Annotated in this window: 21 protein-coding genes; 9 read left to right on the forward strand and 12 right to left on the reverse strand. The window is 67.5% G+C overall.

The features are described from left to right. Positions 1 to 5 precede the first annotated feature (5 nt). From nuoL to nuoN, 3 genes are read left to right on the forward strand one after another with little or no spacing between them, the layout of a single operon-like run. Positions 6 to 1,886 carry an NADH-quinone oxidoreductase subunit L gene (nuoL, locus tag AU197_RS12160; protein WP_064402955.1) on the forward strand — a complete coding sequence of 627 codons (1,881 nt, stop codon included), beginning with the start codon at positions 6 to 8 and terminating at the stop codon, positions 1,884 to 1,886. Then, a complete protein-coding gene (locus AU197_RS12165) occupies positions 1,880 to 3,448 on the forward strand; it encodes an NADH-quinone oxidoreductase subunit M (protein WP_064402978.1) in 1,569 nt (522 codons plus the stop codon). Before nuoL ends, AU197_RS12165 begins: the two co-directional genes overlap by 7 nt. Next, positions 3,445 to 5,019: an NADH-quinone oxidoreductase subunit NuoN gene (gene nuoN, locus AU197_RS12170; RefSeq protein ID WP_064402956.1), complete on the forward strand. Its 1,575-nt coding sequence runs from the start codon at positions 3,445 to 3,447 to the stop codon at positions 5,017 to 5,019. Before AU197_RS12165 ends, nuoN begins: the two co-directional genes overlap by 4 nt. Here nuoN and AU197_RS12175 read toward each other — a convergent pair. Both AU197_RS12175 and AU197_RS12180 read right to left on the reverse strand, forming a co-directional pair. Beyond that, positions 5,016 to 5,621: a TetR/AcrR family transcriptional regulator gene (locus AU197_RS12175; RefSeq protein WP_064402957.1), complete on the reverse strand. Its 606-nt coding sequence runs from the start codon at positions 5,619 to 5,621 to the stop codon at positions 5,016 to 5,018. The two genes, nuoN and AU197_RS12175, sit on opposite strands and share 4 nt — an antisense overlap. Continuing rightward, complete coding sequence (locus AU197_RS12180; RefSeq protein WP_064402979.1) at positions 5,618 to 7,069, reverse strand: FAD-dependent monooxygenase; 1,452 nt, start codon at positions 7,067 to 7,069, stop codon at positions 5,618 to 5,620. Before AU197_RS12180 ends, AU197_RS12175 begins: the two co-directional genes overlap by 4 nt. Positions 7,070 to 7,146: 77 nt before the next feature. On the opposite strand from AU197_RS12180, the gene AU197_RS12185 reads away from it, so the two are divergent. After that, positions 7,147 to 7,920, forward strand: a complete 774-nt coding sequence (locus AU197_RS12185; protein ID WP_064402958.1) for an enoyl-CoA hydratase — start codon at positions 7,147 to 7,149, stop codon at positions 7,918 to 7,920. Between the two features lie 226 nt (positions 7,921 to 8,146). On the opposite strand, the gene AU197_RS12190 is transcribed toward AU197_RS12185, so the two are convergent. Together AU197_RS12190 and AU197_RS12195 are read right to left on the reverse strand one after the other, a co-directional pair. Next, entirely contained in the window at positions 8,147 to 8,824 is a 678-nt protein-coding gene (locus AU197_RS12190; protein ID WP_064402959.1) for a PIG-L deacetylase family protein, read from the reverse strand. 5 nt (positions 8,825 to 8,829) lie between these two features. Further along, a complete protein-coding gene (locus AU197_RS12195; RefSeq protein ID WP_064402960.1) occupies positions 8,830 to 9,432 on the reverse strand; it encodes a TetR/AcrR family transcriptional regulator in 603 nt (200 codons plus the stop codon). Positions 9,433 to 9,475: 43 nt separating this feature from the next. On the opposite strand from AU197_RS12195, the gene AU197_RS12200 reads away from it, so the two are divergent. Both AU197_RS12200 and AU197_RS12205 read left to right on the forward strand, forming a co-directional pair. Next, positions 9,476 to 10,609, forward strand: a complete 1,134-nt coding sequence (locus AU197_RS12200; RefSeq protein ID WP_064402961.1) for a phosphotransferase family protein — start codon at positions 9,476 to 9,478, stop codon at positions 10,607 to 10,609. After that, positions 10,609 to 11,721, forward strand: coding sequence for an Rv3169 family protein (locus AU197_RS12205; RefSeq protein ID WP_064402962.1), 1,113 nt, complete (start codon positions 10,609 to 10,611; stop codon positions 11,719 to 11,721). The genes AU197_RS12200 and AU197_RS12205 overlap by 1 nt, the downstream gene beginning before the upstream one ends. Before the next feature lie 32 nt (positions 11,722 to 11,753). On the opposite strand, the gene AU197_RS12210 is transcribed toward AU197_RS12205, so the two are convergent. Further along, the gene (locus AU197_RS12210; RefSeq protein WP_064402963.1) at positions 11,754 to 13,253 is read right to left on the reverse strand and encodes a flavin-containing monooxygenase; all 1,500 of its coding nucleotides are present in this window, start codon (positions 13,251 to 13,253) and stop codon (positions 11,754 to 11,756) included. Positions 13,254 to 13,293: 40 nt separating this feature from the next. Continuing rightward, positions 13,294 to 14,274, reverse strand: coding sequence for a TIGR03617 family F420-dependent LLM class oxidoreductase (locus AU197_RS12215; protein ID WP_197415525.1), 981 nt, complete (start codon positions 14,272 to 14,274; stop codon positions 13,294 to 13,296). Positions 14,275 to 14,302: 28 nt separating this feature from the next. On the opposite strand from AU197_RS12215, the gene AU197_RS12220 reads away from it, so the two are divergent. Then, complete coding sequence (locus AU197_RS12220) at positions 14,303 to 15,667, forward strand: flavin monoamine oxidase family protein (RefSeq protein ID WP_064402965.1); 1,365 nt, start codon at positions 14,303 to 14,305, stop codon at positions 15,665 to 15,667. On the opposite strand, the gene AU197_RS12225 is transcribed toward AU197_RS12220, so the two are convergent. Further along, a complete protein-coding gene (locus AU197_RS12225; protein WP_064402966.1) occupies positions 15,668 to 16,636 on the reverse strand; it encodes an alpha/beta fold hydrolase in 969 nt (322 codons plus the stop codon). It abuts the gene before it with no gap. A gap of 145 nt (positions 16,637 to 16,781) precedes the next feature. Between AU197_RS12225 and AU197_RS12230 the strand changes: the two genes are divergently transcribed. After that, complete coding sequence (locus AU197_RS12230) at positions 16,782 to 17,753, forward strand: NADPH:quinone oxidoreductase family protein (RefSeq protein WP_064402967.1); 972 nt, start codon at positions 16,782 to 16,784, stop codon at positions 17,751 to 17,753. An 11-nt stretch (positions 17,754 to 17,764) separates the two neighbouring features. On the opposite strand, the gene AU197_RS12235 is transcribed toward AU197_RS12230, so the two are convergent. From AU197_RS12235 to AU197_RS12255, 5 genes are all read right to left on the reverse strand, one after another. Beyond that, positions 17,765 to 18,517 carry an alpha/beta hydrolase family protein gene (locus tag AU197_RS12235; protein ID WP_064402980.1) on the reverse strand — a complete coding sequence of 251 codons (753 nt, stop codon included), beginning with the start codon at positions 18,515 to 18,517 and terminating at the stop codon, positions 17,765 to 17,767. A gap of 30 nt (positions 18,518 to 18,547) precedes the next feature. Beyond that, the gene (gene mbtM / locus AU197_RS12240; RefSeq protein ID WP_064402968.1) at positions 18,548 to 20,068 is read right to left on the reverse strand and encodes a long-chain-fatty acid--ACP ligase MbtM; all 1,521 of its coding nucleotides are present in this window, start codon (positions 20,066 to 20,068) and stop codon (positions 18,548 to 18,550) included. Positions 20,069 to 20,190: 122 nt separating this feature from the next. After that, positions 20,191 to 20,880 carry a pyrimidine reductase family protein gene (locus tag AU197_RS12245; RefSeq protein ID WP_064402969.1) on the reverse strand — a complete coding sequence of 230 codons (690 nt, stop codon included), beginning with the start codon at positions 20,878 to 20,880 and terminating at the stop codon, positions 20,191 to 20,193. After that, positions 20,877 to 21,389: a flavin reductase family protein gene (locus AU197_RS12250; RefSeq protein ID WP_064402981.1), complete on the reverse strand. Its 513-nt coding sequence runs from the start codon at positions 21,387 to 21,389 to the stop codon at positions 20,877 to 20,879. The genes AU197_RS12245 and AU197_RS12250 overlap by 4 nt, the downstream gene beginning before the upstream one ends. Before the next feature lie 166 nt (positions 21,390 to 21,555). Beyond that, complete coding sequence (locus AU197_RS12255; protein ID WP_064402970.1) at positions 21,556 to 22,299, reverse strand: MBL fold metallo-hydrolase; 744 nt, start codon at positions 22,297 to 22,299, stop codon at positions 21,556 to 21,558. Between the two features lie 116 nt (positions 22,300 to 22,415). On the opposite strand from AU197_RS12255, the gene AU197_RS12260 reads away from it, so the two are divergent. Continuing rightward, positions 22,416 to 22,889, forward strand: a complete 474-nt coding sequence (locus AU197_RS12260) for an SRPBCC family protein (RefSeq protein WP_064402971.1) — start codon at positions 22,416 to 22,418, stop codon at positions 22,887 to 22,889. The last annotated feature ends 172 nt before the right edge of the window (positions 22,890 to 23,061 follow it).

A 23,061-nucleotide genomic window follows, 5' to 3' on the forward strand; every position in this document is an offset into this window, starting at 1 on the left:
GCACGATGACGATTCCTGTCTGGCTGACCATCGCGCTGCCGCTGGCCGGCGCGGCGATCCTGCTCCTCGGGGGCCGGCGGACCGACGCCTGGGGCCACCTGTTGGGCTGCGCGGCGGCCATCGCGTCGTTCGTCGTCGGGGTCGTGCTCTTCGTCGACATGCTGGGCCGCGACGCCGAACACCGCACGATTCACGAGGCGTTGTTCTCCTGGGTTCCGGTGGGCGGGCTGCAGGTGGACTTCGGAATGCAACTCGACGCGCTTTCGATGTGTTTCGTGTTGCTGATCACCGGTGTCGGCTCGCTGATCCACATCTACTCGATCGGCTACATGGCCGAAGATCCCGGGCGGCGGCGGTTTTTCGCGTACCTGAACCTGTTCCTGTCGGCGATGCTGCTCCTCGTGCTGGCCGACAACTACCTCGGTCTCTACGTCGGCTGGGAGGGTGTCGGTCTGGCGTCCTACCTGCTGATCGGTTTCTGGGCGCACAAGCCGTCGGCCGCCACAGCGGCCAAGAAGGCGTTCGTCGTCAACCGCGTCGGCGACATGGGCCTGGCCATCGCGATGATGGTGATGTTCGCCTACATCGGGTCGATCTCCTATGCGGGCGTCTTCGCCGCCGCGCCGAGCGCCGGCGAGGGCGTGCTGACCGCGATCGGGCTGCTGCTGCTGCTCGCCGCGTGCGGTAAGTCGGCGCAGGTTCCGCTGCAGTCCTGGCTGGGCGACGCGATGGAGGGTCCGACCCCGGTGTCGGCCTTGATCCACGCCGCCACCATGGTGACCGCGGGCGTGTACCTCATCGTGCGCTCCGGACCGGTGTTCGACCTCGCGCCCACCGCACAGCTGGGTGTCGTCATCGTCGGCGCCGTCACCCTGCTGTTCGGCGCGATCATCGGCTGCGCCAAGGACGACATCAAGAAAGCGCTTGCGGCATCGACGATGTCGCAGATCGGGTACATGGTGCTGGCGGCCGGACTCGGTCCGGTCGGATACGCGTTCGCGATCATGCACCTGCTCACCCACGGCTTCTTCAAGGCCGGCCTGTTCCTGGGCGCCGGTTCGGTGATGCACGCGATGGACGACGAAGTGAACATGCGGCGGTACGGCGGCCTGCGTAAAGCGTTGCCGATCACGTTCGTCACCTTCGGCCTCGGCTACCTCGCCATCATCGGGGTGCCGCCGCTGGCCGGATTCTTCTCCAAGGACGGGATCATCGAAGCGGCGCTCGGCGCGGGCGGCGTCAAAGGCCTGATCCTGGGCGGCGTGACGATCCTGGGTGCCGGCATCACCGCGTTCTACATGACCAGGGTGATGTTGATGACATTCTTCGGTGAGAAGCGTTGGGCCTCAGAGGCGCATCCACACGAAGCACCCGCGGTGATGACCTGGCCGATGATCCTGTTGGCCATCGGCTCCGTGGGCTCCGGGGCGGCGTTCGCGATCGGCGGCACGTTGGAGCACTGGCTCGAACCGGTGGTCGGGGCGCACGAGGTGCACCACGTCGCGCCCGTTTGGGTCGTCACGACGGTGATCCTGGCCGTCGTCGCGGTGGGCATCCTCATCGCTTACCGCATGTACGGGACCAAGCCTGTGCCAGAGGAAGTCCCGGACGGTTCGGCGCTCACCGTCGCGGCGCGCAGGGATCTGTACGGCGATGCGTTCAACGAAGCGGCGCTGATGCGTCCCGGCCAGCTGCTGACCCGCGGGCTCGTCGAGATCGACGAGGAGGCGATCGACGGCGCGGCCACCGGGTTGGCCGGACTGGTCAGCCGCATGTCGACGGGACTGCGGCGGCTGCAGACGGGATACGCCCGCTCGTATGCCCTTTCGATGCTTTCAGGTGCGGTTCTGGTGGTCGCGGCGATCCTGGCGGTGCAACTCTGGTGAACAACATCCCCTGGCTCACGGTGCTGTGGGCGACGCCGACTGTCGGCGCCGCGCTGACGATCCTCCTGCCTGCCGCCCAGCGGGTGCTGGCCAAGTGGTTCGCGTTGGCCGTCTCGATCGCGGTCCTGGCGATCACCGCGGTCGTGGCGGTCGGCTTCCAACCCGGTGGCGAGCGGTACCAGTTCGTCGAATCCCACCGGTGGATACCGTCATTCGGCACCGGCTACATCCTCGGCGTCGACGGCATCGCACTGGCGATCATCGTGCTCACCGCGGTTCTGGTGCCGCTGCTGATCATCGCGGGCTGGAATGACGCCGACGCCCAGACCGGCCTGCGCGGACGGTCGGTGCAGACCTATCTTGCGCTGACGCTGGCCGTCGAGGGCATGGTCCTCGTGTCGCTGATGTCGCTGGACATCTTGCTGTTCTACGTGTTCTTCGAAGCGATGCTGATCCCGATGTACTTCCTCATCGGCGGCTTCGGCGGCGAGAACCGGGGCAAGGCTGCAGTGAAGTTCCTGCTGTACAACCTGTTCGGCGGTCTGATCATGCTGGCCGCGGTGATCGGGTTGTACGTGGTGACCGCCACGAGCGACGCGTTCGCCGCGGGCACGTTCGACTTCCGCGAGATCGTCAGCGCGGTGTCCAGCGGCGAGTTCGCCGTCGACCCCGCCGTGATGAACCTGCTGTTTCTGGGCTTCATGTTCGCGTTCGCCGTCAAGGCGCCGCTGTGGCCGTTCCACCGGTGGCTGCCCGATGCCGCCGTCCAAGCCACCCCCGCCAGTGCGGTGCTGATGATGGCGGTCATGGACAAGGTCGGGACCTTCGGGATGCTGCGGTACTGCCTGCAGTTGTTCCCCGACGCGTCAACGTATTTCCAGCCGCTGGTGGTCACGCTGGCGGTGATCGGCATCGTCTACGGCGCGATCCTCGCGATCGGCCAGACCGACGTCATGCGGTTGATCGCCTATACGTCGATCTCCCACTTCGGGTTCATCATCCTGGGCATCTTCGTGATGACCAGCCAGGGCCAGTCCGGCTCGACGCTGTACATGATCAACCACGGACTGTCGACGGCCGCCCTGTTCCTGATCGCCGGATTCTTGGTGTCGCGCAGGGGCACCCGACTGATCCGGGCGTTCGGAGGTGTTCAGAAGGTGGCGCCGGTCATGGCGGGCACGTTCCTGGTCGCCGGGCTGGCGACGCTGTCGCTGCCGGGGCTGGCGCCGTTCATCAGCGAATTCCTGGTGCTCATCGGTACATTCACGCGTTACCCGGTACTGGCGGTGTTCGCGGCCACTGCGCTGGTGTTGTCGGCGATCTACATCCTGTGGATGTACCAGCGGATGATGACCGGGGCCGTCACCGAGGGCAACGAGCGGGTGCGCGACCTGGTCCCACGCGAACTCGTCGTCGTCGCACCGTTGATCGCCCTGCTGGTCGTGCTCGGGGTGTATCCCAAACCCGCACTCGATGTCATCAATCCCGCGGTCGAGCACACCTTGACGACCATCGACCAACCTGATCCCGTACCCAGAGTCGCGGAAGGGCCGAGACCATGACCCTCACCCCGCCGACCGTCGAATACGGTCTGGTCTGCCCGATGCTGATCGTGTTCGGGGTCGCCATCGCGGGGCTCCTCGTGGAGGCGTTCCTTCCGCGGCAGCACCGGTACGCGAGCCAGCTGGTGCTCTGCTTCGGCGGTCTGGCGGCCGCCCTGGTCGCCGTGGTGGTGCTCGTACGTGACCTGCACGGCAGCATCGGCCGCTCGGCCGTGATGGGTGCGGTCGTCATCGACACCCCGGCTCTGTTCTTACAGGGCACCATCCTGCTGGTCGGGGTGCTCGGCGTCCTGCTGATCGCCGAGCGACAGGTCGGTGCCGAGGTCGCCGACGGTGGTCGCCGGGGCCTGGACGGATTCACCCCGCAGGCGTCGGCCGTGCCCGGCAGCGTCGCCGAACAGCTGGCGATCAAGGCCGGGGTGATCCAGACCGAGGTCTTCCCGCTGACGATGTTCGCCATCGGCGGGATGCTGCTGTTCCCCGCATCCGACGATCTGCTGACGATGTTCATCGCCCTGGAGATCCTGTCGCTGCCGCTGTACCTGTTGTGCGGTCTGGCTCGCAGGCGTCGACTGCTGTCCCAAGAGGCCGCGCTGAAATACTTTCTGCTGGGGGCGTTCTCGTCGGCGTTCTTCCTCTACGGCGTGGCCATGCTGTACGGATACGCCGGGACGCTCGATCTGGTCGGTATCTCTGAGGCTGTGGCCGCCGGGTCGGGGAAGACATCGCTGGCGCTGATCGGTACCGGACTGGTATTGGTCGGCGTGTTGTTCAAAGTCGGTGCCGTGCCGTTCCACAGCTGGGTACCCGACGTGTATCAAGGTGCGCCGACTCCGGTCACGGCGTTCATGTCCGCGGCGACGAAGATCGCGGCCTTCGGTGCGCTGCTGCGTGTGTTCTACGTGGCGCTGCCTGAACTGCGCGACGACTGGCGGCCGGTGCTGTGGGCGATCGCGATCCTGACGATGGTGGTAGGCACCGTGGCGGCGGTGACCCAGGCCGACGTCAAACGGATGCTGGCGTATTCGGCGGTTTCGCACACCGGTTTCATCCTCACCGGTGTGATCGCGGCGAATGAGGCGGGACTCTCGTCGACGCTGTTCTATCTGTTCGCGTATGGCTTCAGCAGCGTGGGGGCCTTCGCCGTGGTCGGCCTTGTGCGGGACGGGGCCGGCGAGGAGGATACCGCGATGGTCCGCTGGGCCGGGCTCGGACGGCGCTACCCCATTGTGGGCGTGGTGTTTTCGCTCTTCCTGCTCGCATTCGCCGGAATCCCGCTAACCAGTGGCTTCGTGGCCAAGTTCGCGGTATTCAAGGCCGCCGGCGAGGGTGGGGCGATGCCGTTGGTGGTGGTCGGCGTGCTCGCGAGCGCGATCGCCGCGTACTTCTACGTGCGCGTGATCGTGTTGATGTTCTTCACCGAGCCACCCGAGAACGCGCCGACGGTGGTGGTGCCGAGCGCACTCAGCACGACGGTCGTGACGGTCACCGCGGCGGTGACGTTCGCACTGGGCGCGCTGCCGCAGCCTATTCTCGATCTGGCCAACAACGCCGACCAGTTCCTGCGTTAGCCGCGGGGCAGCAGGCCCACCTGTCGGTAGGCGGCTTCGAGGTAGCGTCGCATCTGCCTGCTGGTCGGCGGATTGGGTTGCAACACGCGGTAAGTCACGGCACCGGCCAGCATGTCGACGAGGACGTCGAGGTCGGCGCCCTCGTCGACCGCGCCCTCGCGCTGCGCGCGCTCGAACATTGCGAAGACCAGGTCGCGGCGGGGCTGGATGTAGCGATCCCAGTACGTCTGCAGCAGCTCCGGATGCGTGACGGCGGAGCCGTAGATCTGCGCAATCAATGCGCGAAAGCGAGGATCGGTCGCCGTGCGAGCGGCTCCGGCTATGTTGTGCCGCACCAAATCATGGACCTTGCCGGTGGCGATCTCCTCGCGGGTGGGCCACTGTATATCAGCGCTCACGTGGGCCTCGATCGCATCCGCGACGAGCTGCTCCTTTCCCTGCCACCGGCGGTAGATCGTGGGTTTGCCGACGCCCGCGCTCTTGGCCACCTGCTCGATGCTCATACCGGCGATCCCGCGTTCGATGAAGACGTCGAGCGCCGCCTGCAAGATTGCGGTGTCGAGGTGCCTGCTGCGTGGCCGCCCTCGACTCGGAGCGGTCACCGCACGCTGCCGGTCGCCAGCGCACGGCTCAACCACCGGCGCAACCCCTCCGGACGTCGTCCCCGCCAGGCGAGGTGGCCGTCCGGGCGCACCAGCATCGCATCGCCGTCGATGCGCCGATCGATGACGGCGATCCGACCCTCGCCGAGGTGTTCGGTCGCGCTTCCCCTCAGTTCGTCCGCGCCGAGCAGTCCCCACCGCCCGCGCAGTTCATGGCCCGACACGCCGGGCACCCGGTCCCCCGGACGCAGCCCCGAGAACCGCAACGATCGATCCGCCAGCGGACCCCGGCGATATGTCACCCACAACTGCGATGTCCGGTAGGTCACCCACCGCTGCACCGCGGGTAGGTTCATCACCGGGACAACGACGCGATCGCGTACGAAGCGGCCAATTCTGCTCTGTGCCACATTGACTTTGGTGACTGCGCTCGTATTGCGCAGCACTTCGGTGGCCAACGGGCGTCGTTCAGCCTCGTATGTGTCGAGCAGTCTCTCGTCGGCGATGCCTGCCGTGACGAGTGCCAGTTTCCAGGCCAGGTTCTCGGCGTCCCCGAGGCCCGTCAACATTCCTTGTCCACCGAACGGCGCGTGGGTGTGCGCCGCATCGCCTGCGATGAGCACCCGGCCACGCCGGTACGTCGTCGCCAATCGACGATGCACGCTGAACATCGACAGCCACTCCGCGTGCTCGATCGGTGCCAAACGGCCGGTTCGCTGCGGAATGATTCGATTCAATCGTCCGAGAATCTCTTCGCCCGTAGCCTTTTCCGGCGCCGAGTGTGGATCGTAGGCGATGATGCGCCACAGACCGCCGGGCATCGGCATCGCACCGAGCATGCCGTCCTGATGTAGCCAGCCGGTTGTGCCCGAGCGGTCGAGGTCCCAGTCGATGCGGAGGTCGGCGAGCAGGAAGCGTTCGGTGAGCCGGACTCCGGGAAAGTCGATGCCTGTGGCGCGGCGGGTGGCGCTATTGGCGCCGTCGCAGCCGATCAGCCAGCCGGCCGTGAGGTCGTCCCCACCGGCGAGGACGGCGGTGACCGTCCCGTCATCCTGGTGAACATCGGTAAGCTCTGCGCCCCAACTGATCTCACCGCCGAGTGCGGTGAGCCGGTCTCGGAGTGCCCCTTCGACCGCCGCCTGGGAAATCACCATCGGCGGTGCGGCGGTGTCCATACCGGGATCACCGAAGCGGATGCGCATGATTGGCTTGCCGCCCAGGTAGGTCAGGATGCTCATCGCCCGCACCGATCGGTCGGGAAGGTCACCGAGCGCACCGAGACGGTCGAGCACCTCGGAGCCGCGGGCATGCAGAAAATTGGCGCGCGACGTGGTGGCCGGCGCGGCCGCCGCGTCGATGACCCGGACGGGGACACCCTGCATCAACAGGCCGCAGGCGACCGCCAAACCCGACGGCCCCGCCCCAACCACGAGAACGTCGGAACTCATCGCCACTTCTTTCCGTTACGGTGTCGTTTCGTAAATACTGTAGGCGATAAGCCGGCCACAGGCTAGATTCAGTGGTCATGACCGAACCGCTGGTACTCGTCGACGACCGTGGTCCCGTGCGGGTGCTGACCCTCAACCGGCCGGAAGCTCGAAACGCCTTGAGCCGCAGACTGATCAAGGCCACCTACAGCGCGCTGACCGAGGCCGACACCGACGAGTCCGTCAACGCCGTCGTGCTCACCGGTACAGACCCCGCGTTCTGCGCGGGGGTCGACCTCAAGGAGGCGCAACGCGACGGCCTGGGCTATTTCGAGGAGTTCCGGTCACAGAGTTGCATCGCCGCGACGGGCAACATGCGCACCCCGATCGTCGGCGCCATCAACGGCGCGACCTTCACCGGTGGGCTGGAGATGGCGCTCGGCTGCGATTTCCTGATCGCCTCCGAACGTGCCGTGTTCGCCGACACGCACGCCCGGGTCGGCATCCTGCCGGGCGGCGGCATGACGGCGCGCCTTCCGCAGGTGGTCGGGCTGGCCATGGCCCGGCGACTGTCGATGACCGGTGAGGTCGTCGACGCGGCGCGCGCCGAGCGCATCGGTCTGGTCACCGAGGTCGTCGCCCACGACCGGCTGGTCGACCGCGCCGTCGAGTTGGCCGCGCAGATCGCCGAGGTGCCGGCGCCGGTCATGCTCGGCCTGAAGGAGATCTACACGACGGGCGCGGCCGCGGTGATCGACCCCGCGCTGGCCGCCGAGGAGAAGATCGCCTACGCCCAGCACCGCGATTTCGCCGGCCTCGGCGACCGATTCCAGGCGATCTCCGAGCGCAACAAGCGCCAGATCGACGGCTGACGGCCCCACCTCCCCCTGCCGCCGCGCGACCTCCCCCCGTGCCGCGCGACCTCCTCCTGTGCCGCGACGGTGCGTGTCTGCTGACGACACGCCGGGCGCTCTGCGGCAGTGTGCGCACGCTCGCGGGCGTCGAGCGTGCGCACAGTGTCGATTTTTCGCGGCGTGTCGTGTGCAGACACGCACGCTGGCGCGGGGAGGAAGTGCTAGCGCTGGCGGGGAGGAAGTGCTAGCGCTGGCGCAACAGGATGAATTCGACCGTGCGACTGCCGCCGAACTCGGGCCGCGGGGTCGTCGTCATCTCCACCTGCTTGCGCGCGTGGACCGTGATGGGGGTGTGCGGATCGAGCACCGACAGATAAAGCCTGTGCTCGGCCAGTGACGTGACCGCACGCTCGAAGCATCCGTCGTCGATCACCTCGACGTGCGTTGCCTCCGGGCCGTTCTGGAACAACCAGCGCGGAGGATGGGGCAGGCTGTCGTAGGCCTCGACGACGGCCGCGGCGAACTCCATGTGGTCGCGCTGGTTGGGCGCGCCGGGCGACCACTCGTGCCCGCCGTAGATGCTGATCACCACGTCCGGCTCGAGTTCGCTGATCGTCTCGACGATTCTCGCCCGCAGTTCGGGGCTGTTGCGGATCGCGCCGTCCGGGAACTCCCAGAACCGGACGTCGGCGACGCCGACGACCGCGGCCGAGCGCAGCTGCTCGTGCTCTCGCAGCGGGCCGGCCTGTTCGAGCGCCATACCCGCGATGCCGGCTTCGCCGCGACTGGCCAGTGCGTAATGAACCCTCCTGCCCTGGGAAGTCCACTTCGCCACCGCCGCGGCGCATCCGTATTCGGGATCGTCGGGATGCGGCACCAACACCAGCGCGGAGCGCCAGTCGGAGGGGAATGCGTCAAACACGCCCTCTATGCCACCACACCGTGCACCACGATGGCGGTGGTCTGCTCAACCCAGTCGTCACCGAGCGGCTCGCCCGGCCGCAGCAGCATCCGCAGCAGCGTCGCCCCGCCGATCACCTCCACCAACCGGTCCGGATCGACGTCGGGATAGACCTCGCCCCGCCGAACCGCGTCGGCCACCCGGTTGCGCACCGCCGCGAACACACCGGTGAACCGGTCCATCACGCGGACGTTGAGCTCGTCGTCGGCGACCATGTCGGCGATCAGACCGGGCAACGCCGCCCGCACGACCGGGGAGGCGAACACATCTCGGGTGGCGGTGAGCATGGCGCGGATGTCGGCGGCGATATCCCCCGGCGGGGTGGCGATCGCGGTCGGCGCGGCGGGGAACGCCGCTTCGTGCACCAGTTCGGCCTTGCTCGACCACCGCCGATACAGCGCGGTCTTGGTGGTGCCCGCCCGCTCGGCCACCGCGGCGATCGTCAGATTCGAATATCCGATCTCTGCAAGGAGATCCGCCGTCGCGCGCAATATGGCAGCGTCGATGCGTGGGTCCCGGGGCCGCCCGGCACCCGGGGTCTTGTCAACCGATGACGGGTCTGGTTTCATAACGCTACCCACCGTATCGTAATTACCGGCGAAAGAAGAGACTGTGGCCAACGAACCGGCTGTCGAAGACGTCAGCCGCCTCGAACATTCGAGTCGCGACCTGTCCACCCTCCCCGGTGTGATGTCTCGGTGGCTGTCGACCGTCCTGCCGGACGCGGCGGCGCCGGAGATCACCGTGGAAAGCGGCGTCGACGCCAACGGAATGTCCTCGGAGACGATCATCCTGACGGGACGGTGGTCTGCCGACGGGCAGCCGCAGGAGCAGAAGTGGGTGGCCCGGGTGGCGCCCACCACCGAGGACGTGCCGGTCTTCTCGTCCTACCGGATGGACCACCAGTTCGACGTGATCCGGTTGGTGCAGGAGAAGACCGACGTGCCGGTGCCGCAGGTGCGGTGGCTGGAGAACAGCGGCGACGTGCTCGGTACGCCGTTCTTCCTGATGGACTACGTCGACGGCCGGGTGCCGCCCGATGTCATGCCGTACACGTTCGGCGGCAACTGGTTCGCCGACTCCCCCGCCGAACAGCGGCGCGAACTGCAGGACGCCACCGTCGGCGTGATCGCCAAACTGCATTCGATTCCGGAGCCCGAGAAGGTGTTCGGTTTTCTCGACGACGGCTCCGATCGCAATGCGTTGCGGCGCAACCTCAATTGGCTGCAGGGCTGGTACCGATTCGCCGTACCCGACATCGGCCGTTCGTCGCTGGTCGAGCGTGCCCTCGACTGGTTGGAAGCCAACTGGCCCGCCGACGCCGCGGACAACGACCCCGTCCTGGTGTGGGGGGACTCGCGCGTCGGCAACGTGCTGTACTCCGGCTACCAACCGGTGGCCGTCCTGGACTGGGAGATGGCCACACTTGGGCCGCGCGAGATGGACGCGGCGTGGATGATCTTCGCGCACAACGTCTTCCAGGAACTGGCCGGTCTTGCAGGATTGCCGGGGCTGCCCGACTTCATGCGCGAGGAGGACGTCAAGACCACCTATGCCGCGCTGACCGGGGTCGAACTCGGCGACCTGCACTGGTTCTACGTCTATTCCGGCGTGATCTGGGCGTGCGTGTTCATGCGCACCAGCGCGCGGCGGGTGCGGTTCGGCGAAATCGAACAGCCCGAGGACGTCGAATCGCTGTTCTATCACGGCGCACTGCTGAAACGACTCATTGGAGATGACTCCTGATGCTCGGTCCCACCGACGAATTCCCGATTCACCAGATCCCCCAACCGATCGCGTGGCCGGGATCGTCCGACCGCAATTTCTACGACCGCTCCTACTTCAACGCCCACGACCGCACTGGCGACATCTTCGTGATCACCGGCATCGGGTACTACCCGAACCTCGGCGTCAAGGACGCGTTCGTGTTGGTCAGGAGGGGCGACAACCAGACCGCCGTGCATCTGTCCGACGGCATCGACTCCGACCGACTCAACCAGCACGTGCTCGGCTACCGCGTGGAGGTCACCGAACCGCTGCACAAGCTGCGCATCGTGCTCGAGGAGACCGAGGGCATCGCGCTCGACCTGACCTGGAACGGCCTGTTCCACGCCATCCAGGAGCAGCGCCATGTGCTACGCACGGGCACCCGAATCACGTTGGACGCCCAACGATTCGCGCAAGTCGGGTCATGGAGCGGCACGATCGCGATCGACGGTGAAGACATCTCGGTCGACCCCGACGTCTGGATCGGCAGCCGCGACCGGTCGTGGGGCATTCGCCCGATCGGCGAGGCCGAGCCGGCCGGCCGGCCCGCCGATCCCCCGTTCGAGGGAATGTGGTGGCTGTACGTGCCGATGGCGTTCGACGACTTCGGGATCTGCCTGATCATCCAGGAGGATCCGACCGGTTTCCGCAGCCTCAACGACTGCACCCGCATCTGGCGCGATGGCCGCGTCGAACAGCTCGGGTGGCCGCGGGTGAAGATCCACTACACCTCGGGCACCCGAATTCCCTACGGCGCCACCATCGAAGCGACCACCCCGGACGGCTCACCGGTGGTGTTCGAGGTCGAATCGAAGCTGGCGGTACCGATCCACATCGGCGGTGGGTACGGCGGTGACTCGGACTGGTTGCACGGCGTGTGGAAGGGCGAGAAGTTCAGCGAACGCCTCACCTACGACATGACCGATCCGGCGGTCAACGGCCGTGCCATGTTCGGCGTCATCGACCACGTCGGACGCGCCGAGTGCAGGGAAGGCGGCAAGACCCGCGAGGGTTGGGGCCTGTTCGAACACGGTGCGCTGGGCCGCCATGACCCGTCGGGCTTCAAGGACTGGCTCACCGTCGCCGACTGAGCGATTCGGGTGCGCTTGATATCGCCGCGCGATCAGGCGACCGGCGTCACCCGCACCGGTGCGCGGCCGAACACCATCGACTCCTCGATCCGGTCGAGGCGGTGGTCGATCGCGTCGAGCACGTAGTTGTGCCGGACGTTCCACGGCCGGTGCGTGCCCGACTTCGGCAGCACATGCCCCGCGCGTTGTACGTAGCCGGCGTTGATGTTCCACGCCGGCTTCTCCGCCATGGGCTTGTCCCCGAGATGCGGGTACGCGTGCGTATAGCCGTGAGAATCCATGTAGGAGATCAGCTTTGCGAACGCCCGAGCGGTCAGGTCGGCGCGCAACGTCCACGAGGCATTGATATAGCCGACGCACCAGGCCAGGTTGGGTACGTCCTCGAGCATGTGCTCCTTGTAGACGAACCGGTCCTGCGGTTTGACCTCCTCGCCGTCGATGCTGATCAAAACCCCGCCCAGCGCCTGCAACTGAATCCCGGTCGCGGTGATAATCACGTCGGCGTCGATGCGCTGTCCAGACCGCAGCACCACACCCGTCGGATCGATGTGGTCGATCTGGTCGGTCACCACATCGAGGCGACCGGTGCTGATCGCGTCGTAGAAGTCGTTGTCCAGTATCGCGCACAACCGTTGATCCCACGGGTCGTACCGCGGCTTGAAGTGCACGTCGACCGGATAGCCCTTGGGCAGGTTGCGTTTGGCGTAGCTGCGGATGTAGCGCCTGCTGAGCTTGGGCGCTGCCTTGGCGAACGCGTAGACGAACACCGTGAAGATGGTGTTGTAGATGCGCGCGCCCCAGTAGCCCGCCCGGCCGGGCAGCAGCTTGCGCAGCGCCTGCACGATGGGATTGACCCGCGGCGCCGACAGCATATAGGTCGGCGAGCGTTGCAGCATCGTCACATGGGCGGCCTTCTCCGTCAGCGACGGGATCATGCTCACCGCCGTCGCGCCGCTGCCGATGACCACGAGACGTTTGCCGGTGTAGTCCAGCGATTCCGGCCAATGCTGCGGGTGTACGACGTCGCCGCTGAACTCGTCGAGGCCGGGGAACTCCGGACGGTAGGGCTCGTCGTAGTTGTAATAACCGGTCCCGAAGAACAGGAAGCGACTCCGGTACGTCTTGGGCGCACCGTCCTGTTCGGTGTGCACGGTCCACGTATCGGTCGACGAGTCCCAGTCGGCCGAGAGCACACGGGTGTTGAATCGGATGCGGTCGTCGATGCCGTGCTTGCGCGCGGTCTGAACCAGATAGTCACGGATGTCGGGGCCGTCGGCCACGTTCTCCGGCCGGGTCCAGGGCTCGAACGGGTAGCTCAACGTGAAGATGTCACTGTCGGAGCGGATGCCCGGATAGCGGTGCAGATCCCAGGTGCCGCCGATGCGGGCCCGCCGCTCGAGCACCGTGTAGGACGTGTGCGGATTCTTCTCCTGCAGGCGGTATGCCGCGCCGATCCCCGAGATGCCCGCCCCGATGATCAGCACATCGGAATAGTCGTCGTTCTCTTCGCGCAAGCGCCCATCGCCACTCATCCGCAACCTCCCTTGGTCCCGCTGAGTACCACCATAGGAGTCAAGCTGCCAGCGCGTCGACGATCTCGGCCAACGCATCGATGGCGATGGGTCCGGGCTGGTAGAGGCAGACGCGGTCGGACACCCCGGCCACGCGGTCGCGGATGTGGGCGGCGATCTCGGCCGGGGTGCCGCACGCGGCGATGGTGTGCAGCACCTCGTCGTCGATCAGGGTGCCCATCTCCTGCCACCGTCCCTGTTTGGACAGCGCATTGAGCTCGGGCTGCAGCTCACCCCAGCCGTGCACGTCGAGGACCGGGCGGTAGGCCGGGGTGGAGCCGTAGAACGCTAACAACCGGCGGGCGGCGTCGTGGGCCGCATCGTGCGTACCGACCGACACGATGATCTCGGGCACCAGCGCGAAGTCGTCGAGGGACCGCCCCGACTCCGACAGGCCGGCACGCACCTCGGGCATCGTCGCCTCGTGCAGGAAGCGCTTCGAACCGAACGGCATGACCAGCAGGCCGTCGGCGACGGCCGCGGTGGCGCGGGTCAGCTTCGGGCCGAGCGCGCCGAGATAGATGGGTGGAGGGCCGTACGGGTTGGGGCCAGGGTTGAACGTCGGGGTCATCAGCGTGTGCCGGAAATACTCGCCGCGAAAGTCGAGACGTTCGCCGCTCTCCCATGCGGCGAACACCGCCCGTAGCGCGCCGACCATCTCCTTCATGCGCGCGACCGGGCGGTCGAACGCCGCGCCGTATCGCTTCTCGACCTGCGTGCGCACCTGTGTTCCGAGGCCCAGCGTGAACCGGCCCTCGGCGAGCACCTGGTGGTCGTAGGCCTGGTGGGCGAGCTGAATCGGGTTGCGCGGAAAGGCAATGGCGACGTTGGTCATCAGGTCCAGGCCGCCCACCGTCGACGCCAGTGTCAGCGGCGCGAAGACGTCGTGCGGTCCTTCGAAGGTGAACACCCCGCTGGCACCCGCGTCACGCAGCAGGTGCGCCCGCTCGATCGCATCGGTTGGGCCGAACAACGCTGTCATGACCTTCACGCCGTGAGAGCCTAATCGCGTGGGGTTGCAAGGCAGTGCCGACGCGGTCGTGGTGGGCGCCGGATTCGCCGGTTTGGCGACGGCGCGCGAGTTGGATCGGCGCGGTTACGACGTCGTCGTCCTCGAAGGGCGCGACCGGGTGGGCGGACGGTCGTCCACAGCGACGATCGCTGGCGTGCCCGTCGACCTCGGCGGCACCTTCATCGGACCCACGCAGGACGCCGTCGGAGAACTGGCAACCGAATTGGGCTGTGCGACGGTGCCCACGTTCAGCGGTGGTAAGAACCTGATCCGGTGGCGGGGCCGAGTGCGCTCGTACCGCAGCACGATTCCCCGGCTGTCGATCATCGAACTGCTCGACGTGTCGCGCATTCAGTGGCGCTTCGAGCGTGCGTGTCGGCGGGTGGCCGTCGAGGCGCCGTGGACCGCCCCGCACGCCCACGCCTTGGACTCCCTGTCGCTCGACGGCTGGTTGAAGTCGGTGCACGCGAGCGCCGGCACACGGGACCTGATGGCGATCATGTCGCGGGTGACCTGGGGTTGTGAGCCCGACGCGGTGTCGATGCTGCACGCCGTGCGCTATGTGCGGGCCGCGGGCGGGCTCGACCGCATGCTCGACGTCGAAGGCGGCGCACAGCAGAGCCGCTTCCCGGGCGGCACCCAGCAGATCGCGATCCGGATGGCCGAGGATCTGGGCTCGCGCGTCGTACTCGACACCGCGGTGCGCAGCATCGAACGCCACAGCGACGGCACACTCACCGTGACATCGGATCGAGGTGCGGTGCGCACCAAGGCCGTTGTCGTCGCCATTCCCCCCGAACACCGCCAGGCGATCGAGTTCTCACCCGAGCTGCCCGCCGAGTACGGCAAGCTCGCGCAGCACTGGCCGCAAGGCAACCTCAGCAAGGCGTACGCCGCCTACGACAAGCCGTTCTGGCGCTCCAAAGGACTTTCGGGAGAAGCGCTTTCCGACGAAGGCCCGGTGTTCATCACGTTCGACGTCAGCCCCTCCGGCGAGGGCAGCGAAGGCGGCCCCGGCATCCTGCTGGGTTTCGTCGATGCCCGCTCGTTCGACTCGTTGCCGGCCGCGCAGCGCCGGGAGCGGGCGCTGTCGGGTTTCGCGGGGCTGTTCGGCGATGCCGCGCTCGACCCGATCGACTATCTCGACCACTGCTGGGGTGCAGAGGATTTCGCACCGGGAGGGCCGACGGCGGCCGTGCCACCAGGCTCGTGGACGACATACGGTCCGTGGCTACGCAAGCCGATCGACGGAATCTACTGGGCGGGAACCGAAACCGCCGACGCCTGGACGGGTTTCCTCGACGGCGCGGTGCGCTCCGGCAGGCGCGCGGCCGACGAGGTGCACCGCGCGTTGAGCAGCTGATCAGGAACTGACGCGGCGCTGCACCGTCACCGACTCGATCAGCCCACGCAGGTGCCTGTTCACCTCGTCGGGGCGTTCCAGGATGGCGCAGTGACCGCCGGCCAACTCCACGAACTCGCTCAGATTGGGCGCCGCCTCGGCGATCCGTCGGGACGACGTCAGCGGCAGCAGCCGGTCCTTCTGGCTGCCGATCACCAGCGTCGGCACCACCAGGTTGTGCAGCTCGATGTGCCGGGGACCGAGGTGGTCGACGAGCGTGCGGGCCCAGCCGCCGCGACCGACCGGCGAGGTCGCCGCGAACAGTTCATGCACGAACGCGGCGATCGCGGGATCGGCGTCGCGGCCCACCGCCAGCATCGACACGAAGCGCTGATTCGGGCCGTAGATGGCGCGCGGCAGTGGTGTCGCGCCGAACGTCTTCAGGAAGGTGCCCGCGGTCCGCACGCGAACGTTCGCCAGCGGCGCGGGCACGGGCAGCAACTTGACGTTGCGCAACAGGTCGCCGGTGGTGGTGTTGACGAGGGCGACGCCGTCGGCGCGTTCGGTCACCCGTTCGGCGTAGCGCTCGGCCCAGGAGGTGATCGCGATGCCACCCATCGAATGGCCTGCGATGACCGCCCGTTCACCGGGGGCGAGCGTCGCTTCCAGCACGGAGTCGAGGTCGGCGGCCAGGTGGTCGAGGCTGTAGGCCCCGCGGCGGACCGGGACCGCGCTGCGGCCGTGGCCGCGGTGGTCGAACGCGATCACGCGGTAGTCCTGCGACAGGTCGGCGATCTGGTGGGCCCACACCCGCAGCGCGCACGTGATGCCATGCGCCAGCACGATCGGATAGCCGTCCTCACGGCCGAAAACCTCGGCGTGCAGGCGGATACCGTCCCTGGAACGCACCTCGACTGCGCGCCCGGACGGGAGGGACTGCGCTGGGGCGAAGGCCGAGACCCTCGACCTACCGCGGGGACCACTGGTCATGTGCGCTCCGTTCGATCCCGGCAACGCTGCCGGATAAGTGAGCTTATCTAATAGTGTGCGCTTGCCGCGGCACCCCCCGCCGGGTTTTGGCGACTATCGGCGCAGCGGGGGCGGCTGGAGCATTCGAGTCGAGTTAAATGGCGGCATGCGCGCGATTCAGATTGCCAGCCTCGACGGACCTCAAGCGGCCAAGCTCGTCGAGATCGACGAGCCGGCCGGCGACGGCGCTGTCGTCATCGATGTGCACGCGGCCGGGGTTGCGTTTCCCGATGTGCTGCAGTCGCGCGGGCTCTATCAATACAAGCCCGAAATGCCCTACACGCCCGGCGGTGAGGTCGCCGGCGTGGTGCGCAGTGCACCCGACGACGCACATGTTCAGGCGGGCGATCGTGTCGCGGCACTGACAATGCTGTGTGGCGCGATGGCCGAGGTCGTCGCCCTGCCCGCCGAACGCGTCTTCAAGCTGCCCGACAACGTCTCCTTCGAGGCCGGCGCCGGGCTGCTCTTCAACGACCTCACGATGCACCACGCGCTGCGCACCCGCGGGCGGCTGGCCGAGGGCGAGACCGTGCTGGTGCACGGGGCGGCAGGCGGCATCGGAACGTCGACGCTGCGGTTGGCGCCGGCGTGGGGCGCATCCCGGGTGATCGCAGTGGTGAGCACCGAGGAGAAGGCCGAGGTGGCCAGGGCGGCCGGCGCGACGGACGTCGTGCCCGTCGACGGGTTCAAGGACAAGGTGAAAGAGCTGACCGAGGGCCGCGGCGTCGACATCGTCGTCGACCCGGTCGGCGGGGATCGGTTCACCGATTCGCTGCGCTCGCTGGCGCCGGGTGGACGACTGTTGGTGGTCGGGTTCACCGGCGGCGAGATCCCGACGGTCAAGGTGAACCGGCTGCTGCTCAACAACGTCGATGCCGTCGGAGTAGGTTGGGGCGCTTGGACTTTCACCCATCCCAACTACCTCGCCGAGCAGTGGGCCGAGCTCGAGCCGCTGCTGGCCTCGGGCAAGGTATCGGCGCCGCAACCGCAGGTGTTTGCGTTCGAGCAAGCCGCGGATGCGATCGCCGCGCTGGAGGACCGCTCGGCGAAGGGCAAGGTCGTCGTCGCCGTCCGGTAGGCCGTCGCCGACTAGAGGTACGGGTCGGCCCAGGCGCTGACGATGCGCGCCGCCCGCGCCGCCTGGTCTTTTTCGGTCAGCAGGTGATCGGCGCCCTCGAGTGAGACGAAGCTGCGCGGGTGACGCGCGGCTTGGAAGATCTCGCTGGCGTTGGCGATGCCGACGGTGTTGTCGGTCGGCGAATGCATCACCAGCAGCGCGCGGCGCAGGGTGTGGATGCGCTCGCGCAGGTCGGCGTTGCGGACGTCCTCGATGAAGTGCCGCTTGAGCGTCAGCGCCTTGCCGCCGATGCGGAACTGCGCCTCCCCCTCTTCCTCGATGCGCTCGGCGACCGCGTCGTAGATCCGCTCCACGTGCGCGGGCTCGTAGGGGGCCGCGACGGTCGCGACCGCCTTCACGGTCGGGCAGTCGTGGGCGGCCGCGATGACGGCCGAGCCGCCGAAGGAATGCCCGACCAGCAGGCGCACCTCGCGGCCGTCGGAGTTCAGGAACTCCACGGCGCGCACGGTGTCGGCGACCTTGTGCGAGAACGACCCGTCGCCCCAGTCGCCTTCGGAGTCGCCGAGCCCGAGGTTGTCGAACCGCAGCATGCCGATGCCCTCGGCGGCGAGTTGCTTGCAGATCCGGCTGGCCGCCGGCGAGTCCTTGCCGAGCGTGAACCCGTGGGCAAAGACGCCCCACCCGCGAACCTCGCTGTCGGGCAGGTCGATCACGCCGGCGAGAGCCGGTCCGCTGGTACTCGGGAAGCTGACGCGTTCACCCACGCGCGTCATCCTGTCACGCGGTCGGCGGGCTCACTGCTGTTGCAGCAGGTCGCGTTTGACCTCGAGCCTGCGCAGCTTGCCCGACGAGGTCCGCGGCAGCGTGCCCGGCCGGACGAAGACGACCTCGGTGGGCACCACACCGCATTCGGATGCGACGCGCTCGATGAGGTCGGCGCGCGATCGCGCCTCGTCGGGGCCTCGGAACTCGGCGACGATCGCGACACCGGGACGGATCGAGCGCTCCCCCATCCCGACGGCCACGACGGCGCCTTCGCGCACACCGGCCGCGCCCGCGGCCACCCGCTCGACCTCGGCGGGGAAGATGTTACGACCGGCGACGGTGATGAGTTCCTTGGCGCGACCGCATACCACGAGGCTGCCGTCGACGAAGTAGCCGAGATCGCCTGTGGCGAACCAATCGTCGGGATTCAACGGTGCGTCGCCGCGGTATCCCGACATCATCGAGGTCCCGCGGATGTGTATCTCGCCGACCTCGTCGTCGTCGCGCGGTTCTATGCGCACCGACATGCCGGGTATGGGTTCGCCGAGCAGTGCCTGACCATTGTCGTCGACGACCAGTCCGCGTCCTGGCTCGGGAACCGTGACCGCACAAGTGGATTCGGCCAAGCCGTAAGAGGGCGCGAGCGCGCCGGCGGAGAATCCGAAACGGGCCATCTCCTCGGCGAACCGCGCGGTGAGCGCACAATCGACGGGTTCGCCACCGTTGAGCGCGAACCGCAGGTCAGAAAGATCGACGTCCGTGACGCGTCGCGAATACTTCCCGATCAGGCCGTAGGCCATGTTCGGCGCGGCGGTGATCGTGGCCCGACTCTCGGTGAGCCAGTTCAGCCACCGAAACGGCGACGCCTGAAACGCCGCGGTCGGCGCCTGCCACACGTCAATGCCGGCCAGCGCTCCGGCGAGCACGAAGCTCAGTCCCATGTCGTGATACAGCGGCAGCCAGGAACAGCCGACGTCGCCCGCTCCGACCCCGATCCGCGTGTTCAGGCCGTCGAGGTTGGCAAACACCGCATCCGGCGACAGCTGCACGGCGCGCGGCACACCCGTCGAACCGGCCGTGCCCTGCAGGATCGCGACGTTGGCCGCCCGGTCGGGCCGCCGGAAGTTCGTCGACCTGGTCAGTGGCGCAACCGAATCCAATTCCTTGACCGTCGGGCCGCTGTCGACAAGGCCGAGTTGTTCCAGCTGCCGTCCCCGGCTGAGCACGTGGGTGACGCCCATGCCCGCGAACCGGGCTACCGTCGATTTCGCCCACTTGTCGGCGTCGGCGCCTCGCACGGGGCCGGGCGCGATCGTCACCGGGACGCCGGCCTGGAAGGCGCCGAGGATGGCCGCGATGAGTTCGACGGTGGGCTCGTTGGCCAGGCCGAGTGCGGCGACCTCCTCGTTGAGCAGCCAGTCGGCGACGTTCTCCGAGCGGGCGTGCACCTCGGGCCAGGGGTGGCGAGCCCAGGCCCCGTCGCCGAAGACATAGAGGCTGTTGTCGGTGCTGGTCAGCCGCTCGGCAAATGCCGCTGCCAACGTTTTCATGGACACCCTCGCACTGCTTACTCGCTCGAACGAGCGATTTTCGGTCAGGTCAATTCCGTCTAAGCTAACCGAAGACAGTTTGCGAGCGGCGGCCGCCCGGTCAGAGGGTCAGACGGGCTTCCTCACCGTCGGGAGTACTTCAGGTAGAGATAGTCCCGGTGGTTCAGGACGTGGTCCAGCCGAAGCGCGGTCGGCGCGGAAAGCGGACTGTCTCCCCCACCCGGGAGGCGGGCGCCGGCGAGCTTGGGCGCCAACGTCACGCAGATCTCGTCGACCAGGTCCGCGCCCACAAGTTCGTCGAGCAAGGTGGGCCCGCCTTCGCACAGGACCCGACCCAGTCCACGCTCACGAAGCTCGACGACCATGGCTCCGACGTCCACGGTGTCGGCGCCGGCGACCAGTAGTTCCCAACGCTCGTCGCGCTCCAGACTGTTTTCGGACACCGCGCGTGCGCTGGTCACCAGGATCGGACGTTGCGCGGGATCGGCGAGCAGCGAGTCCGGCAGTCGCCCGGATCGGCTCACCACGGCGATCCGGGCGGTGTTCCCGGCCGCAGCCGATGGTTTTACGGGGCCGTAGTTCTCGGCGCGCGCCGTCGCGGCGCCGACCAGGACGACATCGGCGAATCCGCGTAAAGCGACCAGCAGCCGTTGGTCGGTCGGATCCGACAGCGCCCGCACCCGCCCGGCGAACGCTGCCGCCCCGTCGGCGCTGAAGATCATGTTGGCGCGCACCCCGACGGGCGCGGCGCGGTAGTAGTCGATCAGCTCGTCGAGGCCGGAGACCGCGCGCAGAGGAAGCTCTTCGCTCACGCCTCGTGCCCCGGCTCGATGTCGCGCACGTCGGCAAAGGTCACCCACTCGTTGAGGTCATGGGGCGGGGCACCGGCTACCGGTTCGAGCAGATGACCGACGTGGTCTCCGACGTCGAACCGACGGACCACTTCGCCGACGAACCACGCGGCGGCGTCGTCGAGAATCGGCATGTCTTCGGGACCGGTGTGCCACGCGCACCGACCGAATTTGTCGGTGCGGTCGCCGGTTTCCCCGCCGAACAACTTCGCCAGTTCAAGGTGCTCGCGCGAGACCAGATGTACCGCGAGGTGCGTGGCGGACTGCGCTATCCGGAAAGTCCGGTTGCGCCGGGACAAGCCGACCAGAAAGCGCGGCGGACTAATGCTCGTCTGGCTCGCGAAGCCCACCAGGCAACCGGACCGCTCGTCATCGGCATGGGTTGTGACGATGAACATCGGATAGTCCAGCAGCGACACAATGTCTTCGAACGGCGACGCGCCCGACTGCGCACTCACAGGGTCTCCCATCGGGTCGAAGCGCACCATGACGGCGAAAAGCCGCGATGGTGGTCCGTCGGGCGCTGACGTCGGCTTCTCCTCGACAGAACCTACACCGGCATTTCCGTGCTCACCGGTCGGCGAGAGGGCGTGGGACGCAGGTTGGTTGACGGACGTTGGTGCGAGTCTGGATCTTTCAGCGCGTATCGGCCCACACGTCGGCGCGGTGCACCGGCAGACCGTGGCCCGGTAGCAGGTGCTCGACGGGCAGCGCTCGCATCCGCTGCTCACTGCGTATCGCCGCGGCTTCGTCGACGGTCTCCGGGGTGAAACACGCGTGCCCGCCCGCACTGAGCACCGCGTCGCCGGAGATGAGGGTCCGGCTGTCGGCATGCCAGAACGCGGTCGAGTCGTCGGTGTGGCCGGGCACGTGCAGCACCTCCCAACTGGTCGCACCGGGTAGTGGCTGACCGTCGGCCAGCGGCTGAGCCCCGCCCAGGGCGGCGCCGACCATCCCCTTGGCTCCGCCGTACCCCGCGATGCGGGCGCCGTCGACAAAGCCGCGCAGCCCGGTCAGGTCCAGCGGCTGACTGATCAGCGTGGGCCAGATCCGGGCGACCTTGCTCAGCGCAGGGGTCCGAGGCTTCTGCGTGCCGTCGAGGTAGCCGAGAGTGACCTCGGGAAGATGCAGCGCCACCCCGTACTCGGCGATCAGTCGCGGCGCCCCGGCGACGTGGTCGCTGTGGCCGTGGGTGGCCGCGACCGCGCCAACGGTGCCTTCGTGGACCACCAGCGCACCAGCGACGTCGTCGGCGCTGCCGGGCAGCCCCGCATCGACTACGACGTAGGAGTTTTCGCCACAGATCAGGTAGCAGTTGAAGATCCACCGGGACAGCCGGATAACCCCGATGTCGTCGAGCGGATCAACCACCAACGCCATCGCGGACTCCTTCGTTGCGAAACTTCAGAACAGTCTGCGGTGCTGGGCGAGGCGGCGGCAAGGATCGTCGCTGAAGCACCGCCCGGGATCCCTGCACCGCTGATTACGATCGCGGCATGAGTGAACACGGGCCTGCCTCTGCTGAAGCGTCGACGTCCATCGCAGCCGACCCGGCCGCGGTCTACGCGCTGATCACCAACCTTCCGACGCTGGCGTCGCTGGCTGAGGAAGCCGACCGGATGGAGTGGCACAAGGGCGACCGCGTCGCTGTAGGCGCCGTCTTCCGGGGCCACAACAGCAACCGCGGCAAGGAGTGGACCACCACCTGCACCGTGACCCACGCGGAGCCAGGCCGGACGTTTGCCTTCGACGTCAAGAGCTTGGTCATCCCGGTTGCCCACTGGCGCTACGACATCACGCCCACCGACAGCGGCTGCACCGTCACCGAACGCACGTGGGACAGACGGCCAGGGTGGTTCCGGACCATCGCGGGGATGGCGACCGGCGTGCGCGACCGCGACACTGCCAACGCCGAACACATCAAGCTCACACTGAAGCGCCTCAAGGCGATGGCCGAAGAAACCGGCTGAGCGGTGGAGCGGATTGAACTCCAGACCGGTTCGACAAACCAATGGAAACGGCCCCCGGAGTTTCTTCCGAGGGCCGTTTCACCTAGTAGCGGGGACAGTGTCTGATTTCACGACATAGTGGGCAGCTGTCTCGCGACATAGTTGGCATCTGTGCAAGCGTGGGAGGCCGGCC

The sequence above is a fragment of the Mycobacterium sp. IS-1590 genome (assembly GCF_001500025.1).
Taxonomy (GTDB): domain Bacteria; phylum Actinomycetota; class Actinomycetes; order Mycobacteriales; family Mycobacteriaceae; genus Mycobacterium.